This window comes from Streptomyces sp. NPDC028289 (assembly GCF_055565975.1).
Genome location: NZ_JBVHTI010000003.1, coordinates 398,038 through 420,874, shown reverse-complemented (window position 1 = coordinate 420,874; position 22,837 = coordinate 398,038). Strand labels below are relative to the sequence as shown.

Sequence of the window (22,837 nt, the reverse complement as noted above, 5' to 3'; positions counted from 1 at the left end):
CGCGCCTCAGCGCAGCCTCAGTGCCTTCATCACCTTCAGGCTGGTGCTCATGAACTGGGCGTACTTCTCGTCGTCCATGCCCAGCGAGGGGGCCATCGGCAGGAGGCGCTGCTGGGCGACGGTCTGGGCCTCCGTGTACTTGAGGATGCCCTCCGAGCCGTGACGGCGGCCCAGGCCCGAGTCCTTCATGCCGCCCATCGGGGACTGGACGCTGCCGTAGGCGGGGGCGTAGCCCTCGTTGACGTTCACGGTGCCGGTGCGCAGGCGGGCGGCGACGGCACGGCCGCGGCTGCCGTTTTTCGACCAGACGGAGGAGTTGAGGCCGTACGGCGTGCCGTTGGCGTGTTCGACGGCCTCGTCCTCCGTCCTGAAGCGGTAGATGGAGACGACCGGCCCGAAGGTCTCCTCCGTGCAGACGGCCATCGCGTCCTCGACGCCGTCGAGGATGGTGGGCTCGTAGAAGTAGGGGCCGATGTCCGGGCGGGCGGTGCCGCCGGCGACGACGGTCGCGCCCTTCTCGACGGCCTCCTCGACGTGCCGCTTGACGGTCTCCAGCTGCCGTTCCCCGACCAGGGACCCCATGTCGGCGCCGTAGGCGAGGGAGCGGCCGAGGCGCATGGCCCTGGTGCGGGCGGCGAACCGCTCGACGAAGGCGTCCGCGATCGACTCGTGGACGTACAGCCGCTCGATGGAGATGCAGAGCTGGCCGGCCGAGGAGAAGCAGGCGCGGACCGCGCCGGCGGCGGCCTTCTCGATGTCGGCGTCGTCGAGGACCAGCATGGCGTTCTTGCCGCCGAGTTCGAGGGAGACGCCGACCAGGCGGGCCGCCGCACCTTGCGCGACCTCGCGCCCGGTGCGGGTGGAGCCGGTGAAGGAGACGTAGTCGGCGTGCCGGACGACCTCGGGGCCGACGACCGGCCCCTCGCCGAGGACGACCTGGAAGACGTCCGCGGGCAGTCCCGCCTCTATGAGGAGGTCGCGGGCCCACAGGGCGGTCAGGCAGGTCTCGGTGTCCGGCTTCATGACGACCGCGTTGCCCGCGACGAAGGCCGGGAGCGCGTCGCCGACGGAGAGTTCGAGCGGGTAGTTCCAGGGGGCGATCTGGCCGACCACGCCCCGGGGGTGGCGAAGTTCGGTCACCCGGGTGAGGGTGGGCATGGCGCCCGCGTGCCGCTTGGGGCGGAGGTAGGCGGGGGCCTTGCGGCCGTAGTGGCGGCTGGCGACGGCGACGGCCTGGACCTCCTCGTGGGCGTGCAGGCGGGCCTTGCCGGTCTCCAGCTGGATGAGGTCGAGGACCTCGGCCTGGCGGGCCAGGATCAGGTCGTGGAAGCGGAGCAGGACGGCGGCACGCTGCCGGACCGGCACCTTCGCCCACACGGCCTGCGCGGCACGGGCCGCGTCGAAGGCCTTGGCCACGTCCTCGGGGGTGGACTCGGGCAGGTCGGCCAGCTTCTCGCCGGTGAAGGGGGTGTGGTTGGCCGTACGGCCGGAGCCGACGACACCCTTGGTGAGCTGGGCGACCAGCTCGGGCGTGACCACGTCGGCGGCGGTTCGGGCCCCTGCGGGGGCGGGGGCGAGCGGGTTCGTGCCGGTGGGGGCCGGTGCGTGGGCCGGGGCCTGCGAGTCCGTCATGAGCCGCAGGGTATTCGGGAGCGGAGCCTTTGGGTACCCGTGGGTAACCCGGTTTCACCGACCGCACACACAACGCCAGTGATCACTGGCAGAGAATGCGCTGATCAGCGCCCTCGGGTGCCCTCGGGTGGGGACGATCAGCCGCGTTCCGGTTTTTTGGCGAGGAGGAGGCCGAGGGCGGTGAGGGGGGTGAGGCGGCGGGGTTCGGGGGGCGGGGGCGGCACGGGCGCCAGGGCCGGGGGCGGCGCGGCGGCGGGTTCGGTCACCCACGCCGGGAGGGTCGCTCCGGCGGCTTCGGCGAGCGCCTCGGCGGCCTCCTGGGCCGTCGGCCGGGCCTCGGGTTCCGGGGCGAGGAGCTGGTCGAGAAGCGGTCCGAGGGGACCCTGTCCGCCGTCCGTGGCCGCGCGGAGCAACGCGCCCAGGGACCACAGGTCGGAGGCGGGACCCGCCCCGCGCCCCGCACCGCACTCCGGGGCGTCGAAGGGGCCGCACCCCTGTCCCCCGCCGATACCGAAGTCGGTGACGACGACACGAGCGCCGTCCGCCGCGAGCAGGACGTTGGACGGCTTGAGGTCACGGTGCACGATGCCGACACAGTGAGCGGAGTGCAGCGCCCCGAGGACGGCGAGCCCGATCCGGGCGGCCTCGGCGGACGGCAGCGGGCCCCGGGCGGCGAGGACCGAGTGCAGCGCCTCCCCCTCCACCAACTCCATGACGACCCAGGGAAGTTCGTCATCGAGGAGTACGTCGTGAATGGCGACGGCAGCCGGGTGGCCGACGCGGGCGGCGGCCCGGGCCTCGTGCAGCAGCCGGTGGGCGGCGCGCTGCCGTTCCTCACCGTCCGGCTCTCCGGCCAGGCGCGGCTCCTTGACCGCGACGTCCCGCCCGTCCTGCTCGTCCCGGGCCCGCCACACGGTCCCGGCCGGCCCGGAGCCGATGCGCCCGACGAGCCGGTAACGCCCACCGATCAGCCGTCCCTCGACCGGCTGTTCGCCGTCTTCGCTCATGCCACATGAGTACCTTGCACACCATGCCGTTGTCGAAGCGGCACGGTCAGAGGCGTACGGGCCGGGGCCCCCTCCCTGTGGAAGGGGGCCCCGGCCGAATGAACGTGCCTCACGGGCGCGACGGGCCCGATGGGCGCAGCAGAGGGTTACGGCATGTGCCCGTCCCGCACGACCTCTTCGGCCTCTTCGAGTGCCTCACGGCAGAGTGCCTGCCGCTCACCGTCGAGGTGGTCCGCCGAGCGCCTGAGGTAGTCGACGACCTCGGCGGACGAGTCGGCCAGTTGCGGCACGAGGAAACAGAACTCCTTGTACCAGTTCAGGCTTTCGTCCTCCGCGTGGCGGAGCAGCGCCGGCACGCCGTCCAGGATGCGCCGACGCGCGTACTGGGCGACGTCCGTGTCCGCCCCGTCCACCACCACCCGGAGCCCGGCGGCGCGAGCATTCAGGACCGCCTCCAGCAGGCTCACCGCCTCAGCGGGGAGACGTTCGCGGTTCTCCAGACGCTCGACCAGCACGTCGACGCAGGCCGCCGCCGCGGAGTACAGCTGTCCCTGGTTGGCGACCTCGCAGTACAGAACCCCGTAGGCCCGCTGCCGCTCGCCGCCGTCCTCGTCCAGCAGCAGCTCCAGGTAGCCGGGAATCCGCTCCCCCGGGAGGGTCTGGCCGGTGAGCGCCGACCAGTCCCATCGGCCGCTTCCTTTCACTGAAGATCACTCTCCCACGTCGTGCCCGGGGCGAACTGCCCGCGCGAAGTGCGGCTCTCGCAGCGAGGACACACCGGTGCGGGTTCACGCTTCAGCGGCCGCTGGGGAACGCTGTAGACGATATCCTCCGGATTCGCCCCCTGCTTCACCAGTTCGGCCCGACAGACGTCCTCAGCGCAGAACTCACCGGCACCGGTCTTCTTGAGACCGACCGCCACGTTTCCGGTGCGTCTGTCCACCGCTGCCGATCCCATCGCGTATTGCCGGATCTTCGATCGACTCATCGTGGCGTGCATGTCGTCCAGTTTGGAGTTGAGTGTCTTGTTGGCTTTTGCGGCCGCGTCCTCGTAGGACAGGGCCATCTTGGAGCTCTTGCGCCAGTCCTTGAAGGACTTCAGCAGGTCCTTGCCCAGCCCGTAGATACGCTTGCCCAGAGCCTCGGCCTTGGCCCACTTCCAGGGAGCCGCGTACTTCTTCGCCAGCTTGGCCAGCGGTCCGCCGCCCAGGAACGAACCCACCACGTTCAGGGCCGTGTTGCCGCAGGCGCCGAGGTTGCCGGTGGTGAAGCAGTCCAGGGCGTCGGTGATGCCCAGTTCGTCCATCGCGATCTTGCCGAGTTCCTTGGCGATCGCGATCGCGCGCTGTTTGGCAGAGTCCTCCTTCGCCCTGGCGTCGTCCGCCTTCGCCTGGGCCGGCGTGTACGTGGTCGTGGCGGCGCTGTTCGAGCCGCTGCTGTCGCGGGTGTCGACCGCGCCGCGGTGGGTGGACGGGCCGGGGCCGCACTCGTTCCAGCCGCCGACGCAGTCAGCCAGGCGCAGGCCCGACGCGTCGCTGTTGGAGACGGGGCTGTTGTTGGCGTACGCGTACCCGTTGATCTGCTGCGGGTCGGTGTAGTCGACCACCGGGTCCGCCGAGATGAAACGGCCGGTGTCGGAGTCGTACTCACGGGCGCCGAGCGTGGTCAGGCCCGTGGACTCCTGGACGGTGCCGCCGACGAAGCCCTTGTCGTTCACCCAGCCCGTGGACGAGGACGTGGAGTCGTCGCGGACGTTGCCGAACGCGTCCATGCGGCGGCGGGTCGTCGAACCCGTCTTCGCGTCGACCGACAGCTGCGCCGTGCCCTGGTTGTCCGAGGCGAGGAAGTGGACGCCGCCCGCCTCGCGCATCGCGACCGTGGTGCCGGCGAAGGAGTAGTAGCGGGTCGCCGTCACCTTCGACGTCGACTTGTCGTAGTGGAGTTCGGTGCCGGGCAGGTAGAACGTCTTCTCCGTCGGCGTGTCCCGGAGGACGCGGGAACCCGACGCGTCGTACTTGTACGTCGTCACCGAGTTGTCGGCGTTCGTGACCGTCGTCAGCTCGCCCTGCTTGTCCCAGGCCAGCGACTGGGTGTCGCCGTCCAGCACGCGGGTCCTCGTGTTGCCCGACGCGTCGTAGGTGTAGGAGTTCTGGGAGGTGACGGCGGGCGTGGTGCTGGTCGCGTCCGTCTTCTCGGTCACCGACGACACCGTGTGGGCGCCGGAGGCCGAGCCGTTCGGGCCGGAGCCCGTCTCGCCGTACTTGTACGTGCGGGACGACGTCGCCGCGCCGTTCAGGCCGTGGCGCACCTCGCTCGTGCGGTTGCCGATGGTGTCGTAGCCGTAGTCGGTCCAGTACGGGGAGACCCCGCCCACCGTCGACGTCGACGCTCCCGACGCGCAGGACGCGTCCGTCGAGCCCGTGCCCTTGGCGTCGTTCGACGCCACCGACGACGTCCACGCGGACGAGACGCGGCCCAGCCCGTCGTACGAGAAGCACTGGACGTCGCTCGTGCCGCCGGTCGGGGTGTCGGCGACGGAGAGGATGTCACCGGCCGCGTCGTAGGTGTAGTTCGCGTCGTAGGCGACGCTCGACGCGCCCTGGACGTCCACCCGCGAGTTGGTCAGGCGGTCGGTGCCCGCCTCGTAGTCGTTGGTGATCCACGTCTTCTTCGCCGTCGACTCACCCGTGTACAGCTCCAGCTGTTCCAGGTTCGATGTCGGCGAGTACGACGCGTCCGTGACGTAACTCAGGCCGCCGAGGGAGGTGTTGAGTCCGGTCGGCCGCTGGAGGTCGTCGTAGACGTACCCGACCGCCTCGGCGGACAGGTCGCCCGTCGCCGGCAGGCCCTGGCTCTGCAGGGTGCCGTCGTCGTTGTACTGGGCCGTGAACTCGTACGTCCCGCCCAGCTGCGGCTCGGCCGTCTTGGAGAGGTAGTACTTGGTCGAGACCGGTGCGTAGTCGTTGTCGGCGTCGAGGCTCGGGTACGTCACCGACGAGTAGACCGCGCCGTCCTTGTAGGTGTAGACGCCGTACAGCTCGCCCTTGTAGACCGTGTCGTACTTGGTGACGGAGAGCTTGGTGCCCGTCGTCGCCTCGCCCTGCCAGGTGGAGACCGCCCGGCCCAGTTCGTCGTAGACCGTCGACGTCTTGTCGCCGTTCACCGTCACCGACGTCTGGCGGTCCAGGGTGTCGTAGGTGTACGAGGACGAGCCGGTGTCGGGGTCGACCGCCGTCTTCTTGCGGCCCAACTGGTCATACGTGTAGGTCCAGTTGTCGCCCTTGTCGTCCGTGACCCGCGTCAGCCGGCCCGCGTCGTCGTAGCCGTACGACGTGGTGACCGCGGCGCCGTCGGCGGGGTACTGGATCTGGGTCGTGGTGTTGTCCCGGCCGTCCTTCACCACCGTCGTCTTGACGCCGCCCTGCGGCGGGGTGGTCGTGACGCGGTCGCCGCCGTAGGCGTACGTGGTGCGGTACTTCTCCGTGCCCTGGACCTTGAGGACCGACGCCGTGGCGCGGCCCGCGCCGTCGTACTCGGTGACCGTCTGGGCGTCGAGGTCCGAGTTGAGCGGGTCGAAGAGCGTCGAGGACGGGGCACCGGTGGTGTAGTAGGTGTCGTTGACCTTCACCACGCGGCCGGAGCCGTCGTAGAGCGTGTCGGCGACCATGCGGCCGCCCTCGCCCTCCGTCTGGTCCTGGCGGGGCCTGAGCCAGCCGTCGTACAGCGACCACTCGCTGCCGTAGGACGTACCGTCGTTGTCGATCTTCTGGGTGTGGACGGCGGCCGGGCCGTCGGCGCCGCGGATCAGGTACTCGTACTTGATGGACGGGGTGAAGCCGTTCGCCTTGGGGCGGTCCTGCAGCCAGACCGAGACCAGGCGCCCGAGGCCGTCGTAGGCGAGGTCGGTGCGCAGGCCGTTGGTGTCGGTCTTGGCGGTCGGCTGGCCCCAGGCGGGGGCGTACTCCGTGGTCGTCGTCCAGCCGTCGATGTTCGTGACCGTCGACTTGGTCGCCAGGCCGTAGGTGTCCGTGTAGGCGGTGGAGGACGTGTACTGCGTCGACGACGACGCCGTCTCCGCGTCCTTCACCACCAGCGGGCGGCCGTAGGCGTCGTACGTCGTCACGGCGGTCGTCTGGTAGGTGGCCGTCGTGCCGTCGTGGGCCGACAGGCGCTTGGTCGTGGTGGGATCGCCCTTGGTGGGGGCGGCGCCCAGCGTCGTCGAACCGTCGTAGTAGGTGAGGTCGTCGGAGATGACGTCCTTGGAACGGTCGGGAGTGGACGCGCAGTCGACGCCGACCTTCTCGACCCGCGAGACCATCGTGTAGATGTGCGCGCTCGCGCTGTCCGCGTACTCGGTGCGGGTGCACTGGTTGTCGGCGACGCCGACCTCGCCGTCGTCGTCGACCGTCTTCTCGCGGCCGGTCGCGTCGTCGTAGGTCGTGGTCGACTTGGTGTGCCGCCAGCCGCCCACCGCGAGCGCGGTGTAGGTGTCGGTCGAACCCGTCGCCACGTAACGGGCCTTGTACGTCGCCCAGTCCCGCGTCTCCGTCGCGGTCACCGCGGTCCACGGCACCGTCACCGACTTCTCGGTGACGTCGTCGCCGTTGTAGGTGAGGGTCTCCAGCTCCTGGCCGGCCTTCCAGTCGGAGTCGTCGTAGGAGACGCCGTTGGAGTCGGTGACGGTCGCGGAGCGGGTGGTGCCGTTCTTGTCGACGTCACCGTCGAGACCGCGGAAGAAGACGTGCTCGGTGCGGGTGTTGGCGGCGGAGTTGGTGCCGTCGGAGGTGACGACCCGGACTCTGCCGTAGCCGCGCCAGTCGCTCCAGGTGCGGTCCTCGGTCTTGGTGATGCCGTCGGCCGGGGTCTTCCGCCAGCCCGCGTCACCGAGGTAGGTGTACGAGGTGACCTGGTCGGCGTTGCCGCCGGTCAGGTCGGTCTGGACGACGGAGGCGACGACGTACTTGTGGAACCAGTCGGTGATCGGGTCGGTGGCGCCGGGCGGGTTCCACTTCACCGGGAAGCAGCGCTTGACGGAGGAGTCCTCCGCCGGGACGTTGCTCGTCGTGCACTGGTTGTCGGCGTAGTTGACGCTGAGCACGCCGCCCGACTCGTTCTGCACCGCGGAGAGGCGGAACCGGTAGAAGGGCTGGATGTTGTCGCCGGTCTCGTCGACGCGGTTGGGCAGCTGGGTGCCGTACAGCTGGACGGACGGGACCGAGGCGTCGGTGCCGACCTTGCCGGTGTGGTCGATCTTGCTCAGCCACAGCGACCTGGAGCCGTCGCCGTTGTCGGTGAAGTCGTGGGTGAGGCCCCAGACGTCGACCGGGGTGTACGTCGAGTCACCGGTACGGATCTGGGTGGTGATCTTCGTGAGCTTCTTGCGGGTCCAGAAGGTCGGCGAGTTCTGGCCGGGGCACTTGCTGCCCGACGCGCAGTTCTGGTCCCAGGGGACGTCCGGCCAGTCGGCGGCGGTGGTGTCCTTGAGGGCGTCGGCGGAGCAGTCGGTCAGCGAGCCGACGCAGCGCTCCGCGGTGGTGAAGACGACCTGGGCGGCGGGCTTGGTGGAGTACACCGAGCCGTCGCGCTGGCCGTAGTCGATGCGCTTGAGGTAGCCGCCGCGGATGTAGGCCTTGCCGTTCTCGGTGGTCTTCAGGCCCTGCGTGTAGTAGTTCGTCTCCGTGCCGTAGAAGTACGACATGGCGTTGCCGTGCGGGTCGACGACGTAGTCGAGGTTCCAGCGCCAGGCCTGGGTGCAGTAGGCGTCGGCGAACGTGGAGTTGTAGCAGGGCTCGTCGGCGTCGTCGCCGTAGACCGGGACGGTCCAGGTGGAGTTGGTCTCCTCGTTGCCGCTCGCGTAGCCGGTGAGGTGGTTGAGGCCGAAGTAGTACTGGGTGCCGTCGCCGGTCGTGATCTTCCAGTACTCGCCGTTGTTGTCGCCGTTGGTGGCGCCGGTCAGGTGCTCGACCTTGGAGTTGTCGTCGGAGCCGATCCGCCACTCGCCGGTCTTGTCGTCCTTGACCAGCCGGCCCGAACTGCCGCCCGTCAGCGACAGCGTGGCGTTGTCGAACGCCCAGCACTCGTCGCCGTTGGTGTCGTCGTGGCCGTCGTCGGCGCAGGCCTTGTAGCTGCGCTCGATGTAACCGGGGTCGTAGGAGAAGCCCTGGCCGATCCACGAGCCCTGGTTGTTGGTGGTGGCCGTCTGGCCGTCGATGGACTGGGAGTTGTAGCTCAGCCCGACGGTCGGCTGCATGCCGCCGGGGACCGGCGGGACGTTCATCGGGTACGACCAGGTGAACGCGCCCGAACTGGTGTCGACGCCCCACTGCGAGGACTGCGCGAGGCTGGTCGCCTTGTAGTCGCCGCCGTCGCCGCCGCTGCTCGCGGTGGCCGCGACGACGGTGGCGGAGGACGTGGCCGAGTCCGCGTCGAGGAGCTGGGCGGAGGGTCCCGAGGTGTCGGCAGCGGCCTGCACGGTCGCGGTCAGGGTCTGCTCGGCCGGGTCGTTCGCCGTCTTCAGATAGGTCGGCGTCGAGCAGGCCTTCTTCTGCGGGGTCGTCAGCACGCACGCGGGGTACGTGGCCAGCCGCAGCCGCGAGCTGTAGGAACCGCCGAAGGCGTCGGCGAAGTCCGAGTAGTCCAGGGTGACCCGGGCCGGGCCCGCGGTGGTGGCGCCGTCGGAGCGGGCGACGGTGAACAGCACGCCGTTCACGCCGGCCGCCTCGGTGGCCTTGCGGCCGAGCACGGCGAGCCGGACGGAGCCGGCCCCCTTGGTGCCGCCGGCCGCCTTGGCGGTCAGCGGCAGGCCCTTGGCCTTGACCGCCCTGCCGGACAGCTCGACCTCGGCGCCGGCCGCCTTGGGCCAGTGCGCTCTGGACGTCTTCCTCACCGCGGCCTTTTCGGCCTGGTCGGTCTTCTTGAAGGCCTTCGCGGTGGCGTTCTTTCCGCGCACCGGCTTGTCGAGGTCGGTCTGCGTCTTGGGCCGCGTGACACCGCTGTCGGAGGCGGTGGCCGTGGGGGCGTACTGCGGGAGCAGCCCTATGGACAGCGCCAGTCCGAGGACCACCGCGGCCCTTCTGCGACCGCTTCGCCAGGCCGGTCGTGCCGACCGGAACCAGGGAGGCGAGGACATCAACTCTCCTAATCGGTAGGGATGGACATGCCGAGAAGGGCGGGCGGCTCGCAGTCGAGCCGCCCGCCCACGCAGGGGACCGGTTACGCCGAGGTCTCGTCGATGCTGGAGCCGCCCGGCAGGCCGGCGACCAGCGCCACCAGCGAGGCGTCCAGCGGACCCTGGTACATCCGCACCTCGTCCACGGCACCGGAGAAGTACTCGCCCGCCGAGGACCCGGTCAGCGCACGGCCGATCTGGAGGTTCGTCGTACTGAAGTCCCAGGTGTTGTCCCAGGAGGCGTCGACGACGGCGACCCCGTTGACGTACAGGAGCACGTCACCGAAGACCGCGTTGTAGACGAGGGCGAGGTGGTCGCCGTCGCCCGCGGAGCTCGGGGCGTCGCCCTTGTCCAGTTCGGTGACGGTCACCGGGGACGCCGAGTCCGCGTCGGTCACCACCAGCTGCCAGCGCGCGTCGGCCGCCGAGTACCTGACCTTGATCGCGGTGTCGTTGGCGCCGGACAGCGACAGCACCGTCTCGTCGGTCGCCGGGCTCGCCGAGGCGAGCCGGGCGCGGGCGGTGAGGGTGAAGCTGTCCTGGGCGGTGAGCGGTCCGGCGGCGGCGCGGGTGGCGTAGCCGCTGACGCCGTCCAGCGCCAGGTGTCCGTCGCCCCACAGCGGCGCGGCCGGCGGGGTGCAGTCCGGGTCGGCCTCGGGGTCGCAGGACTCGTCGGGTGTGTAGACGGACGCGCCGCCGCCGAGGGTCAGCCCGGTGCCGCCGCCGATCTCCGGGGAGACGCCGTTCGTCGCCTCGTCCAGCTGCCAGTAGGCCAGCTGGTGCGGCTGGATGCCGCCGAGCTCCTGGCCCTCGGTGGGCGGGATGACGCGGTCGTGCAGCTTGACGTCCGCGACACTGCCCTTGAGGTTGTTGATGTAGCCGTCCAGGTCGAGCCGGCGGCCGATCTGCACGGCACCGGTGGCGCTCCACACGGTGTGCCGGGCCTGCACGTCGTCGGCCACCAGGACGCCGTTGACGTACAGCATCAACTTGCCGAGCTCGGCGTCGTACACACCGATCAGGTGCGTCCAGCTGCCCGCGACGGCCGCCGCGCCGGAGACCTTCCAGGTGCCCAGCGACTCCATGTCGCTGACCGGGATGCGGAAGGTCCAGGAGGCGGTGTCCTTGTCGTAGCCGAGCTCGAAGCCGGGCTGGGCGGTGCCGTCCTGGCTGACGACGGTCATGCTCTGGGTGGGCAGCGTCGGCAGCATCACCCAGGCGCTCACCGAGAAGGTCCTGCCGGTGTCGACGGAGGCGGTGCCCGAGTCGAGGTAGGCGTTCTCGGTGCCGTCGAAGGAGGCGGCGGTGTCGGTGGAGCCGAGCGGGCCCGCGGCGCCGAACGTCACTCCGGATCCGGCGGTCGCGTCGGGCGTGCCACTGGCGCCGGCCGCCTTCGTCGCGCCCTTGGCGTCGCCGAGGGTCCAGGCGACGGCCGGGGCACGGCCGTCGCTGACGAGGAAGATGTGCACGGTCGGCGTCTTCTGCGGGTTGCCGGCGCCGTCGATCGCGGTCACGTGCAGGGTGTACGTGCCCTCGCTCGGCGGCATCCAGCGGACCGTCGCCGGTCCGCCGGTGGAGTCGGCGGCCACCGTCTTCTTCGCGCTGTCGGCCTGCGGGCCGGTGAAGTAGTAGGTGTACTTGGTGACGTCGGCGGACGGCGAGTCCATGGTGAAGTCGCCGTAGTCGCCGACGCCCGTGTGCCAGGCCTCGTCGTCGGGGTACTGGGCCGAGGTGACCGCGGCCGACTTGGGCTTGCTGGTGTCGTAGATGAACTCGCAGCGGGTCTGGTCCCCGTCGGTGGACCAGGCGCCGTACGCCTGCTGGTCGTAGCCGCGCACCGACCAGGCGACGGTGGTGTTCGCCGGGATGCTGAAGCCGGCTTCCCCGTCACCCGAGACATCGCTGCCGATGGTGTAGAAGAACGTGGCCACGCCGGTCTGGTCGCTCCAGCTGGAGTCCACCGTGGACTTCTTCGCGGTCGTCGCGTAGTGCGTGACCGTGTTGCCGCCGGAGTCGGTCCACCAGACCTTGAACTGGGCCTGCAGCGTCTCGGACTTGGAGGGGACGTCGTTGTGGTCGTAGTCCCGGATCACGGCGGAGACACGCGGGGCCTCGGTCACGTAGTGCTCGGTGGCGGCGCCGTACTCGCAGGTGCCGCCCGGCTTCATCTGCAGGTCGTCCTGGTCGGGCTCCAGCGGCGGCCGGTTGTAGGTCACCTCCAGGTGCGCGTTGCCGCAGAAGCGCTTCCAGTTCGAGGTGTCGGACTCGCTGGCCGCCTTGAGGCGGAACGTGGTGGTGTCCCACGCCTTGTCGGCCGCGGTCTGGATGGTGCTCTTCACGTCGAAGCGGACGTTCTGGTTGGCCGGGCTGCACGAACCGGCGGTGTCCGTGGACGAGTCGGTGCCGAGGGTGGCCTTGGAGGCCGGCTGGTTGTCCCAGTCGGTCTTCGAGCTGATCGCACTCGCGCCCGTGCTGTTGACCCGGGCGAGCTGCACCTCGCGCGCGGTGGAGCTGTAGGTGAAGACCTGCGTCACCGCGAACTCGGCGCTGACGATGTCCTTGCCCGCGAAGGTCCCCGTCGGGATGGCGAAGAACTGCCGCTTCACGTCCGTCGAACTGCTGCACCGGACCGACACGTCGGAGGGGCACAGGCCGACGCCTTCGTCGTCGTCGAACTTCCAGAACGAGGTGCCCGAGTAGTGCGAGGAGACCATCGTCCAGCCGGAGCGCGTGGCGGTCTTGACGACCGGGTCGATGTAGACCGGGTAGACCGTGTCGGCGTCGGTGAGCAGGTCCGTGTCGGGGGTGAGCGTCATCGTGTCCGCGGAGACGTCCACGCCGACGTCGGCGACCCGGGCGCCCTCGGGGGGCGTCTGGGTGTTCTCGTCGGCGGAGTCCGCGGCGGGTGCGTCGTCCTGCGCCGCGTGGCTGGAGTCCCACATCACGGGCTGCGGCGCCTCGAAGACCGCGCCGCCCGAGCCGGTGTCGGTGGCGGTCAGCCCGCCCGCCCCGGTCTCCGTCAGCTTCACCGAGGAGGTGTCGAGCGGCAGGCTCAGCTTCGCCAGCTCCGGGTCGGCCGCGGCCTTCGCGTTCTTGACGACCAGCACGTGCGAGAAGCCCTCGGCGCTCGCCGTGACCTTGAGGTCGACACCGTCCAGCACGTTCGGGTACGTGGCGGTCGAGCCGTCGACCTTCGGCCGGGGCAGCCTGTCCGGCCAGTCGAGGGAGACGGAGCGGCCGTCCTTCTCGATCTCGGCGAAGGTGGTGTCGCCGCCGCCGGAGAAGGACATGGCGGCCAGCGCCGCCTTCGGGGCGAGGGTGCCGTTCTTCCGCCTGACCAGCGTGGTGTCGATGTCCGTCCACTTCCCGTCGACGCGGGTGCGGACGGGCTGGACGTACTCGCTGACGGTGAACGTGCCGTCCGGGTTGGCGACGGTGGTGCTGCGTTCGTCGCGCAGGCTCTGGATCTCGACGGGCCTGCCGGACTTCTTCGCCTTGGTCCGGGCCGCGTTCGGGGAGAGCGACGAGCCGCTGCCGGCGGAGGTGCTCTTGTTCTTGCCGGCCTGCGTCTGCTCGGCGGCCGGTGCGGGGGCGACGCTCAGAGCGGTCGTCAGCAGGGCCGCGACGGCGGCGGCCGCGACCAGGGGACGGCGTCCGGATCTCCTGCGGATCTTCATGCTGCGGTGCTCTCTGTTCCTCTGCCGGCCGTTCACCCGATCACTCCGAACGTCGAGCCCGCGTCGGGCAGACCGCCCGATCCGGGCACGTGGACGGTGGTCCCGGTGCTGGTGGTGCCGTCGATGTCGGACCACGGCATGACGTACGCGACGCCCTTGGAGGTGGCCGGTTCCTTGCTGTAGGGCACGCCGACGTAGAGGTTGACGCTGCCGCCCACCAGCCCGACGCCCGTGTAGTCCCGGGCCGTCGCGGTGCCGGGCAGTCCCGAACCGCGGAAGAGTTCCTTGTCGTTGGTGCCGAGTGCGGCGTCGAGCGGCCGGAAGATGTGCACGGCGCCCGCGTCCTTGACCGTCGAGGTGTCCTTGCCGGGCTCGCCGACGGCGAGACGGACGACGGACGTGGTGGTCACGACGCTGGTGTCGGTGTTGGCGATCACCACGCGCTGGCCCATGAAGTCGCCGGCGACCGCGTCGCCCTCGACGTCCGCGACGCTGTTGTCGAACGCCGCGACCTGCGTGTAGGCGCCGGACGGCTGGATGCGGACGACCGCCACCCCGCCCGCGTCCTGCGTGGTCCCGATGTCCTCACCGGGAACGCCGACGGCCAGCAGCACGTCGGAGTTGTACGTCTGGTCGCTGGGCCGGTAGCCGGTCATGGAGACCGAGAAGCCGAAGCGGTCGCCCGCCTCCGACGCGCCGCCGATCCCGTCGCTGTCCTGCGACAGCCCCACGAGAGGCGTGGGCATGCCACTCGCGAGCGTGTGGCTGAAGACCGTGACCCCGCCGGCGAACTCCGCGTCCCCGATGGCCTCGCCCGGGGTGCTGACCGCGAAGTAGCGGTTGGTCCCGGCGAGCGAGTAGCCGAAGCGGTCGTTCACCTCGGGATCGCCCGGCACGCCGGTGGAGTTCTGGTTCACGGCGACCTTGGTGCTGCCCTGCACGTACTCGATGCAGCCGGCGTCGGCGTACGTCGTGCCGCCGAAGGTGACGCCCTCACCGGGGACGCCGATCACCAGGTACGGCGATCCGCTCGCGGTCGTGCCCGCCTTGAGGGCGTAGCCGAACCAGTCGTACGCCTCGGTCGTGGTGGCGGTGTCGAACCCGTTCTGGCTGTACCCCTCGATCGCCGAGCCCGTCCCGATGCCGGTGGGCGTGCCGTGGACGATGTAGATCGCCCCGGCGTCGACGAGGTTCTTGCCGTCCCTGACGACGTCCTCGTAGGGCGCGCCGACCACCAGGTCGCTGCAGCCGTCGCCGTCGGCGTCGTAGGCGGCGTAGGACGTACCGAAGCCGTCGCCGGCCTCGGGTGTCGCGTCCATGCCGCTGGTCGCCTGCGAGATCTCCGAGACGCCCTTGCCGCCGCCCAGCACCACCCGCACGAGACCGGCCCGCCTGACCCCGTTCACCGTGGCGCCCGGGTCTGCGATCACCGTGTCCTGCACACCGTCGCCGTTGAAGTCGCTCGCCGTCCCCGCCGTGCATGTCGCGGCGGCCGCCTGCGGCGAGGTCAGCGTCACGCCCCCCGTCGCGGCCAGGAGAAGGCCGGCCAGAGCGACCAGTTTCCCCGCCAGATGTGTACGCGTACGCACACTCCACCCCTCGTTTTCCCGTCGGGCGAGCCAAGGTAAGACCACCCTGTGAATGACGTAAGAGGAGACTAAATACGAGCCAAATAAAGATCGTCAAGCCCCGACGAAAAACCGGCTGCACACAGCAATCACACAGAGTGTGACCATCTTTGCTTTATGCACTGCAACGAACGGGAAGGGGTCTCCGGGCGTCGAACACGGACAAAAGGAGCGCCTCCCACCCCTCAAGGCGAGGCGACCGACCGGTACTTCACCGAATATTCACATGACGGGTTCGCGATGGTCGTGATACGTTCATGACCAGAAGAAGGTTCAAGTCCGCAAATCACCGCGCGCCTTTCTTTTCATCGAATTCCCCCGCCGCGACCCACCGAGCCAATTACACGCACCGGCCCCCGGCAGGTCGGCGGGAATATCCGCCCTCGGCAGGGCCTGCGGAATTCGCGGAATTCAGGGAATCAAGGCCGGCGTCGTCGTTCCCCCACGGCTCGGCCCCTTCGTCAGCCCGCCGCGAACGTGTCGACGGCGACGTCGAAGTACTCCCGCGCCTCCCGCACCTTCCCGACCGGCGCCGACACCCACACGTCGTACAGCCGGCCACCCTCCTCCCAGCAGAGGTCGTAGGTGTGCCGCGGTCCCTCCGTCGCGCTGAAGCCCTTCCAGGTGAACTCCCAGAACGCGGCGGGGTGCCCGGAGTGGGTGGTGTCGGTGACCCGGCCGTCGTGGTAGCCCGGGTTCGTGCTCGGCCCCTCGGCCGCCGCGCGCCGCATCACCCCTCCAGGTCCGCCGGTCTGCGTCTCGGAGAGCTTGATGCCGAGCCGGAAGGTCTGCCCCGGCGACATGTAGAAGACGCGCTCGCCCTGCGGGTCGCGGGTGAAGCCCTCCGGTACGGCGAGGGAGAAGCCGGCCGGGTCGTGCGCGAGGCGGTAGCCGGAGGGCGCGGTGCTGGAGTGGGTGGTGGGAGGCGGCGGCGCGGTCGAGGAAGAGGAAGAAGTCGAGGACGAGGGCGACGGGGTGGCGGCCGTGGCCGAGGGGGGCGCCTGGTGCGACGCGGAGACGGCCGTCGTTCCCCCGGGGCCCGGTGTGGTGGTGCCGCCGTCCCCGTGGAACAGCAGCGTGGCCGCCGACACGCCCGCCCCGGCCATCGCGGCGACCAGCAGCGCGGCGACCAGCACCCCGCGGGTGGAGGTCCGGGGCGGCACGGCGGGTTCCGGAGGCGGCGGCAACGGAACGTCCCGCTGGGTCGGCGTGTACGACGCCACGCCCGCGCTCTGTGCCGCACCACCGGCGCCCGTCACGGCCCCCGTCTCCAGGAACCCGCGCAGCATCAGCTCGGCCTCCGCCGCGCCCAGCCGGAGTTCGGGATCGCGCTCCAGCAGCCCCCGTACGACCGGCAGCAGCGGCTCTGCCTGGTCCGGTGGCCGGATCTCGTCGGAGACCACGGCGTGCAGGATCCCGCCGAGCGAGTCGCGCCGGAACGGCGACTCGCCGCTGAGCGCCGCGCACAGCAGCGCCCCCAGCGACCACAGGTCGGACGCCGGACCGGACCGGCCGCCGGACATCCGCTCGGGCGCGGTGTACTCGGGCGAGCCGACGAAGGAACCGGTCTCGGTGAGCGTGGTGGCGCCCGCGACCTGGGCGATGCCGAAGTCGGTGAGCACGACACGCCCGGTGGCGGCCTCGACGAGCACGTTCGCCGGCTTGATGTCCCGGTGCAGCACCCCGGCCCCGTGCGCCGCCCGCAACGCGCTCAGCAGCGCGATCCCGATCCGCGCGGCCTCGCCGACGTCCACCGGCCCGCTCCGCGAGATCCGGTCGGCGAGCGAACCGCCCTCGATGAGCTCCATGACGATGTACGGCCGTCCGCCGTCCTCGACCACGTCGTGCACGACGATGATGTGCGGGTGGTGCAACTGGGCGACGGCCTGCGCCTCCCGCAGCGTGCGTTCACGGCGCAGCCGGGCGTCGTCCTCCGGGAGGGAGTCGTCGACGGTGAGCTCCTTGACGGCGACCTGGCGTCCCAGCAACTGGTCGGCCGCGCGCCATACGACACCCATACCGCCCCGCCCGAGCCGCGCCTGCAGGCGATAACGCCCCGCGATCAGACGGACGGCGTCCCCGTCGGTCCCCATGGCCCCATGATGCCGCACCGGACGGCCCCCTTCCGGCACGGTGACCGGCCAAGTGCGCCGCCGCGACAACGTCAGGGGCGATCGTTTTCAGCCACATCGGATTTTGAAATGGATACAGGGCATGGCAAATCATCCGGACATAAGCCCTGCGCAAGGTAGAACAGGTGGCCAGAAACGCGCTGTCATGTGAATCATGGAAACCTTATTGTTTCTTTATGGGAAACACATTGAAGCGCCTTTCCGTCACCAGTGTCGCGGCGGCGGCGATATTCGCTACGACCACAGTGACCGATGCCAGCGCGGCGAGTGGCGGAGCATCATGCTCTACGACCGGCGCCAAGGGGAGCCTCACGTTCACCAACTGGTCGGACAATTATGTGGACATCAGCGGTTGGGTCAAGGACACCGCCGCCGATGGTCACCATGTGGGCATTCAGCTCATCTCCTCCAACGGTGGCGAGAACCTCAAGGACTGGCCCTGGCACTACGAATACAACGGAAACGGATCGACTCTCACCTTCAGCACTCACGCGTCGGACACCGATAATTGGCTCCGCTATGTCGGTGTGCACGTGGCGGTCTGGGAAGGGGACAAGATCGTCAGCGGGCTCACCTGCGCGGATTGGGCCTGAGCGCCACTTGACGCTCTCACGGCTTGACTTCGCCCTCTCGCCAGCCCTGGAGCACGGAGGTGAACTGCTTGCTGGTGGTGGCCCAGTCGTCGGTCGGTGAGGCCGTGTAGATCGCGTACTCGACGCCGTCGCTGGTGAAGTAGCCGACGTCGACGGCCCGGTACGGCCCCGGCACCTTCGCGTCCTTCGGCAGCGCGGTCCACGTGTACTCCCAGCGAGAGCTCGGCAGATCGCGGTACGTGTCCTTCTTCAGGCTCACCGTCTTGTAGTCCACCAGCCTCTTCCTGAGCAGCCCCTCAAGGTTGCGCATGTGGTCGTACGCGTTGCTGTAGTCGGGTGAGGTGTCGACAGCGACGCGTACCAGGTGCGTGCCCCCGTCGGGCGAGTAGTCGATCTGCTCCAGGCCGTCCGTCTTCTTGATGGACACCGAGCGCTTCCAGCCCGCGGGCAGGTACAGCGTGAAGCCCACGGGGTCTTCGTACTGCTTCCAGCCCGCGGGAATCGTGCCGTCCGGTGCCGTGGTCGTGCCGCCCGTAGAGGTGGAACCGGACGTGGCCGGCGTGATCACACTGCCGGTGTCGTCCTGCTGCTGTCCCGAGTCCCACTTCTTCATGGCGACGGCCGTGCCACCGCCGAGCAGCGCGGCCACGGCGACGACGAGCGCGAGCGTGCGCAGCCGACGCCGCTTGGGCTGGACGGCGACGGGACCGGACGGCGCCCCGACGGCCGTCGGCGCGGTCGTGGAGCCCCCCGGGGAGCGGTGCCCGCCGTACGAACTGCCGTACGCCGCGCCCGGCGAGCCGCCGTACGCCTCACCGTGCGAACCGCCGTACGGGCGCTCCTGCGAGCCCCCGGAGTCCAGCCAGGACCCACCGGCGTGCGACTGCGTCGGCACGTACTTCTGCGCCCCGCTCGGCCGCCGTCCCTCCGCCGCCTCGGCGAGCATCTGCTCGACCTCTTCGGGGCTCGGCCGCTGCGACGGTTCCTTGCGCAGCAGGGCCGTGATGACCGGCGCCAGCGGGCCCGCGCTGTGCGGCTCGCCGGCCTCGTCCTCGACGACCGCCTGCATGGTGGTCAGCGGTGAGGTGCGACGGAACGGCGAGCGCCCCTCCACCGCCGTGAACAGTGTCGCGCCCAGCGCCCACAGGTCGGAGGACGGCCCCGGGTCGTGCCCGCGCACGCGCTCCGGCGCGAGGTAGTCGACGGATCCGACCACTTCCCCGGTACGGGTGATCGTCGTGTCGCCCTCGATCTGGGCGATGCCGAAGTCGGTGAGGAGGACCCGGCCGTCCCGGCCGATCAGTACGTTGCCCGGCTTGACGTCCCGGTGCAGCACCCCGGCGCTGTGCGCGGCGCGCAGCGCGCGCAGCACCCACAGCCCGATCCGCGCGGCCTCCCGCGGCTCGATGCGCCCCTGCTCCTTGACCGCGTCGGCCAGTGAGTGGCCCTCGACCAACTCCATGACGATCCACGGGCGGCCGTCGTGTTCGAGCACGTCGTGGACGGTGACGACGGCGGAGTGGTTGATGCGCGCCGCGGCCCGGGCCTCCGCCCGGGTGCGGGCCAGCAGGATGGCCTGGTCGCCCTCGGCGACGTAGAGCGCGGCCGTCAACTCCTTGATGGCGACCGCACGGTGCAGCACTTCGTCATGGGCGCGCCACACCCGGCCCATGCCGCCGCTGCCGATGATGTCGGCCAGCCGGTAGCGGCCCGCGATGAGCAGGCCCTGCATCTGATTCACGTTGCCCCGCAATGCTCTTGTCAGGGTCAGACTAAGGACCGCCCACCGGTCAGGGAACAAGGGGGGTCCCACGGAGACAGCACTGTGACGGTTCTCGCTCTCGCCACCGGATGTGAACGAAATCCCCGCACCGGAACGGGAACCAACCGCCCGGGGGACGCGTTGACTTCCGCCCGGCCCGCCCCCTTGCGCGGGTGCGGCTACGGCCGCGTCTCAGCCCGTGTACTTGTACGTCGCCGACGCCTGCTCATACAGCGTGGTGACCTCGTCACGGTCGGACTCGGGGCCGCGCACCTGCACGATGTGGTACCTCCCGTTGATCAGAAAGACCATGTTGCGCACGAACAGGTCGCCCTCCTGGCTGTCCGTCCAAGTGAACTGGCCCTCGGCCGACACCTGCTGACCCACCGTGATGGTCCGCAGCCCGCCGGCGGTGGCCCAGCTGGAGTCCCGGTAGGGCTGCAGCTCCGGTTCCTTGTCCCGCTGGTACGCCATCGGGTCGCTGCCGTAGGTCGCCGCGCCGTCCCGCCCGGCCACGACGATCAGCTCGAACTTCCCGTGCGAGTAGATCACCTGGCCGCTGCTGTTCTTCGGGGAGCGGCTCCAGCCGTCGGCGACGGCGATCCGGAAGCCGTTCGGGTCGTCGCGCAGGGTGAACCCGTCGGCGACCGTGGAGCCGCCGGTCGAACCGGCGGTGGTCTGCGTCTCGGTGGACGGGGTCGACGTGGGGGACGACGTGGGAGTCGGCGTCGGCGTCCGGTCGTGACTCGGCGCGGGGCTCGCCTGGCCGGCCGTACCCGTCCGGCCGGTCGCCGCGCCGCCCTCGTCCCCGGTGTCCTTCTTCGGCAGGAACAGCATGGCGTACGCGACCGCCGCGGCCAGCAGGAGCAGGACCAGCAGGAGCAGCGTACGGCCCAGCCGGCGCGGGGACCTGGCCTCCTCCCGGGCCCGCTTGTGCCGGCCGTGCGTCGCCGGGAGCCCGGCCTTGCGCCTGCGCACCAGCTCACCGCGGCGCCGGACGATCGGCAGCCGTCTGGGGTCGGCGGGCGGCGCGGCGACGACATGCGTACCGGCGTCCGGCTCGGGCGCGGACCGCACCAGCGAGCGCAGCCAGCCGCGCAGCTCCTCGAAGTCCAGCCGCTCGGTGGGGTCCTGACGCAGCAACGACTCCACGACCGGCCGGAGCGACCCGCACTCCTCCGCGAAGGCGGGCGGCTCCGAGCACACCAGCTGCACCAGCTCGGCCGTCGACTCCTCCGGATACGGCGCGTGTCCCTGCACCGAGCGGAACAGCAGCGCACCGAGCGCCCACAGGTCGGTGGCCGGGCCGATGGGCGCCGCCAACTGCCAGTTCTCGTGCACGGGAACGGCCTGCTCGGGCGCCCAGCGCTCGGTCACCGGCCCCACGACGGTCATCCGCACCTGCCGCGCCCGCTCGGCGGCCAGCGCGGTGGCGGGCCCCCGCCGTCCGGGGACGGCGGCACCGGGCTCACCCCAGCGGGCCGCGGCGGGGCCGGCGCCCTGCGCGGGCACGACGGCGTGCGGCTGCCCCTGGACTCCGGGGAGCTCGGCGCCGGTCCGGGGCAGGCCCGCGCCGGTGCCGGTGCCGGTGCCGGTCAGGGGAGTGCCCGCGCCGGGTCCGGCGGTCGGGAGCGCGGTGCGTTCCTGGCCGGGGACCACCGCCGGGGGCGTGCCGGGACGGGGGCGGGGTGCGGCGCCGTGCCAGGGCGACGGCGCGCCGCGCACCCCGTACGGGTCCGCTATCTGACCGGGCGGCATGCCACCGGCGGCCCGCTGCTCCCCGCCCGGCGCCTGCGCCTGCCCGTGCTGCGGGTACGGCGCCTGCGCCACGCCGTTGGCCTGCCCCGAGGCGTACGGCGGTTGCGCCACACCGTTGGCGTACGGCTGCTGGGCCGCCCCGTTGGCGTGTCCCGGGCCGTACGGCGGCTGCGGCGCGGGCGCCGCGGTGTCGCCCTCGGCCGACGGCCGGGCGCCGGGCAGCGCGGCCCGCCCGTTCTGCTGGGCCTCCTGGACCCGGGCGGCGGCCCTGGCTCCCGCCCGGTACGCGGCGATCGCCCCGGCCCGGGCGGCCCGGATGTCCGAGCCGGTCTCCAGCGCCCGCCGCTCCACGGCACCCGTACCGGCACTGCCCGGACCGGTGCCACCCGGTCCCTCGTCCGGACCGGCCCCCGGCAGCCCGCCGGCAGCCCGCGCCTGGATGGCGGCACGCCGTGCGGCCTCGGGATCGGTCTCCGGCGCGCCGGGCGCCTGCTGCGCGCCGGTCGTACCACCGAACGCACCACCGACGCTCCCGATGCCCCCGACCGCGACGACACCCGAGCCGACGGAACCGCCCGAAACGCCTGAACCGGGCGAAACGTTCGGGCCCGGCAGACCGCCGGGCGTGGCGGAACCTTCCGCCTCCCCGACCCGCCGACCGCCGTCGGTCCCCGCGCCGCCATCGCCGACCTCGCCCTCCAGCGCCGGCACCGGGTCGTACCCGCACAGCGCCTCCTCCGCCGCCCCGACCGCGAGGCCGGTGAGCATCACGCGGCCGTCGTCGCAGACGAGGACCGTGCGGGCGGTGATGTTGCGGTGCACCCAGCCGTGGGCGTGCAGCACCCGCAGCGCCATCAGCACGTCGGAGGCGACCTCGGCCGCCCGGTACGGGCTCAGCGGCTGCTCGGCGAGGACGGCGGCCAGCGACCGCGCGGCGACCGACTCGCTGACGATCCACAGCGAACCGCCCTCGGCGAACACGTCGAAGACCTGGTCGAGCCGGGGATGGTCGGGGATCCGGGCGGCGGCCTGCGCGGCCTCGACGGCGCGCCGCACCACCGGGTCGCTGGGCCGGCGTGTCGCGGTGCGCGCCGTCGCCGGCCGCCGGGCGCCACGGTCACGCGCAGTGAAACCCTCAGGCAACCCCTCGGCGTCCAGCACCTCGGCCTCGACGACCTCCGGCAAGGGCACCTGGCGGACGAACACTTCCTGCCCGCTGTAGGTGTCGAAGGCCCGGGTCTCGGTGTGTTCGTACTCGTCGGAGGGGGGCAGCGGCAGGCGGTAGCGGTCGGCGAGCACCCGACCCGCGTAGTCGTCCACGTTGCCTCCCCCGGCCGCCCGGTTGGTCAAATCCGTTCGTTTCGCGGCCCGTTCTGTATGCATACCTGGATGCGTACGGTCCGCAACCACTCACGATACGTGCCGGAGGCAAGTCTCATTGTGGGGATGCGAATTTGTCACCGGGCCTCTTGCCAGGAGC

General features: G+C 71.0%; 10 protein-coding genes. 1 reads left to right on the top strand and 9 read right to left on the bottom strand.

Translation table 11 applies throughout. The features are described 5' to 3' along the window. Positions 1-6: 6 nt before the first annotated feature. From ACZ4UV_RS16075 to ACZ4UV_RS16045, 7 genes are all read right to left on the bottom strand, one after another. Entirely contained in the window at positions 7-1,632 is a 1,626-nt protein-coding gene (locus ACZ4UV_RS16075) for a succinic semialdehyde dehydrogenase (protein ID WP_467838449.1), read from the bottom strand. A 137-nt stretch (positions 1,633-1,769) separates the two neighbouring features. Continuing rightward, positions 1,770-2,639: a serine/threonine-protein kinase gene (locus ACZ4UV_RS16070; RefSeq protein WP_451020131.1), complete on the bottom strand. Its 870-nt coding sequence runs from the start codon at positions 2,637-2,639 to the stop codon at positions 1,770-1,772. Between the two features lie 146 nt (positions 2,640-2,785). Then, on the bottom strand, positions 2,786-3,343 hold the full coding sequence (locus ACZ4UV_RS16065; protein ID WP_451022398.1) for a hypothetical protein: 558 nt from the start codon (positions 3,341-3,343) through the stop codon (positions 2,786-2,788). Further along, entirely contained in the window at positions 3,340-9,702 is a 6,363-nt protein-coding gene (locus ACZ4UV_RS16060; RefSeq protein WP_467838445.1) for an RHS repeat-associated core domain-containing protein, read from the bottom strand. The genes ACZ4UV_RS16065 and ACZ4UV_RS16060 overlap by 4 nt, the downstream gene beginning before the upstream one ends. Before the next feature lie 149 nt (positions 9,703-9,851). Then, positions 9,852-13,484 (bottom strand): LamG-like jellyroll fold domain-containing protein, encoded by a 3,633-nt coding sequence (locus tag ACZ4UV_RS16055; RefSeq protein WP_467838442.1) that lies wholly within the window; start codon positions 13,482-13,484, stop codon positions 9,852-9,854. A gap of 32 nt (positions 13,485-13,516) precedes the next feature. Continuing rightward, positions 13,517-15,073, bottom strand: coding sequence for a VCBS repeat-containing protein (locus ACZ4UV_RS16050; protein ID WP_390044084.1), 1,557 nt, complete (start codon positions 15,071-15,073; stop codon positions 13,517-13,519). A 500-nt stretch (positions 15,074-15,573) separates the two neighbouring features. Continuing rightward, positions 15,574-17,205 carry a serine/threonine-protein kinase gene (locus tag ACZ4UV_RS16045; protein ID WP_451019497.1) on the bottom strand — a complete coding sequence of 544 codons (1,632 nt, stop codon included), beginning with the start codon at positions 17,203-17,205 and terminating at the stop codon, positions 15,574-15,576. Positions 17,206-17,420: 215 nt separating this feature from the next. Here ACZ4UV_RS16045 and ACZ4UV_RS16040 point away from each other — a divergent pair, with 215 nt between their 5' ends. After that, positions 17,421-17,837, top strand: a complete 417-nt coding sequence (locus tag ACZ4UV_RS16040; RefSeq protein ID WP_451019496.1) for a hypothetical protein — start codon at positions 17,421-17,423, stop codon at positions 17,835-17,837. Positions 17,838-17,853: 16 nt separating this feature from the next. Here the strand turns inward: ACZ4UV_RS16040 and ACZ4UV_RS16035 are convergent, their stop codons facing one another. Both ACZ4UV_RS16035 and ACZ4UV_RS16030 read right to left on the bottom strand, forming a co-directional pair. Further along, positions 17,854-19,569 (bottom strand): serine/threonine-protein kinase, encoded by a 1,716-nt coding sequence (locus ACZ4UV_RS16035; protein WP_451019495.1) that lies wholly within the window; start codon positions 19,567-19,569, stop codon positions 17,854-17,856. A gap of 222 nt (positions 19,570-19,791) precedes the next feature. Then, positions 19,792-22,677, bottom strand: a complete 2,886-nt coding sequence (locus tag ACZ4UV_RS16030) for a protein kinase (protein WP_467838437.1) — start codon at positions 22,675-22,677, stop codon at positions 19,792-19,794. Positions 22,678-22,837 lie beyond the last annotated feature (160 nt).

Coding starts and splice junctions, on each gene's coding strand:
- ACZ4UV_RS16075 (WP_467838449.1), bottom strand. CDS start 1,632: ATGACGGACTCGCAGGCCCCGGCCCACGCACCGGCCCCCACCGGCACG.
- ACZ4UV_RS16070 (WP_451020131.1), bottom strand. CDS start 2,639: ATGAGCGAAGACGGCGAACAGCCGGTCGAGGGACGGCTGATCGGTGGG.
- ACZ4UV_RS16055 (WP_467838442.1), bottom strand. CDS start 13,484: ATGAAGATCCGCAGGAGATCCGGACGCCGTCCCCTGGTCGCGGCCGCC.
- ACZ4UV_RS16045 (WP_451019497.1), bottom strand. CDS start 17,205: ATGGGGACCGACGGGGACGCCGTCCGTCTGATCGCGGGGCGTTATCGC.
- ACZ4UV_RS16040 (WP_451019496.1), top strand. CDS start 17,421: ATGGGAAACACATTGAAGCGCCTTTCCGTCACCAGTGTCGCGGCGGCG.
- ACZ4UV_RS16035 (WP_451019495.1), bottom strand. CDS start 19,569: ATGCAGGGCCTGCTCATCGCGGGCCGCTACCGGCTGGCCGACATCATC.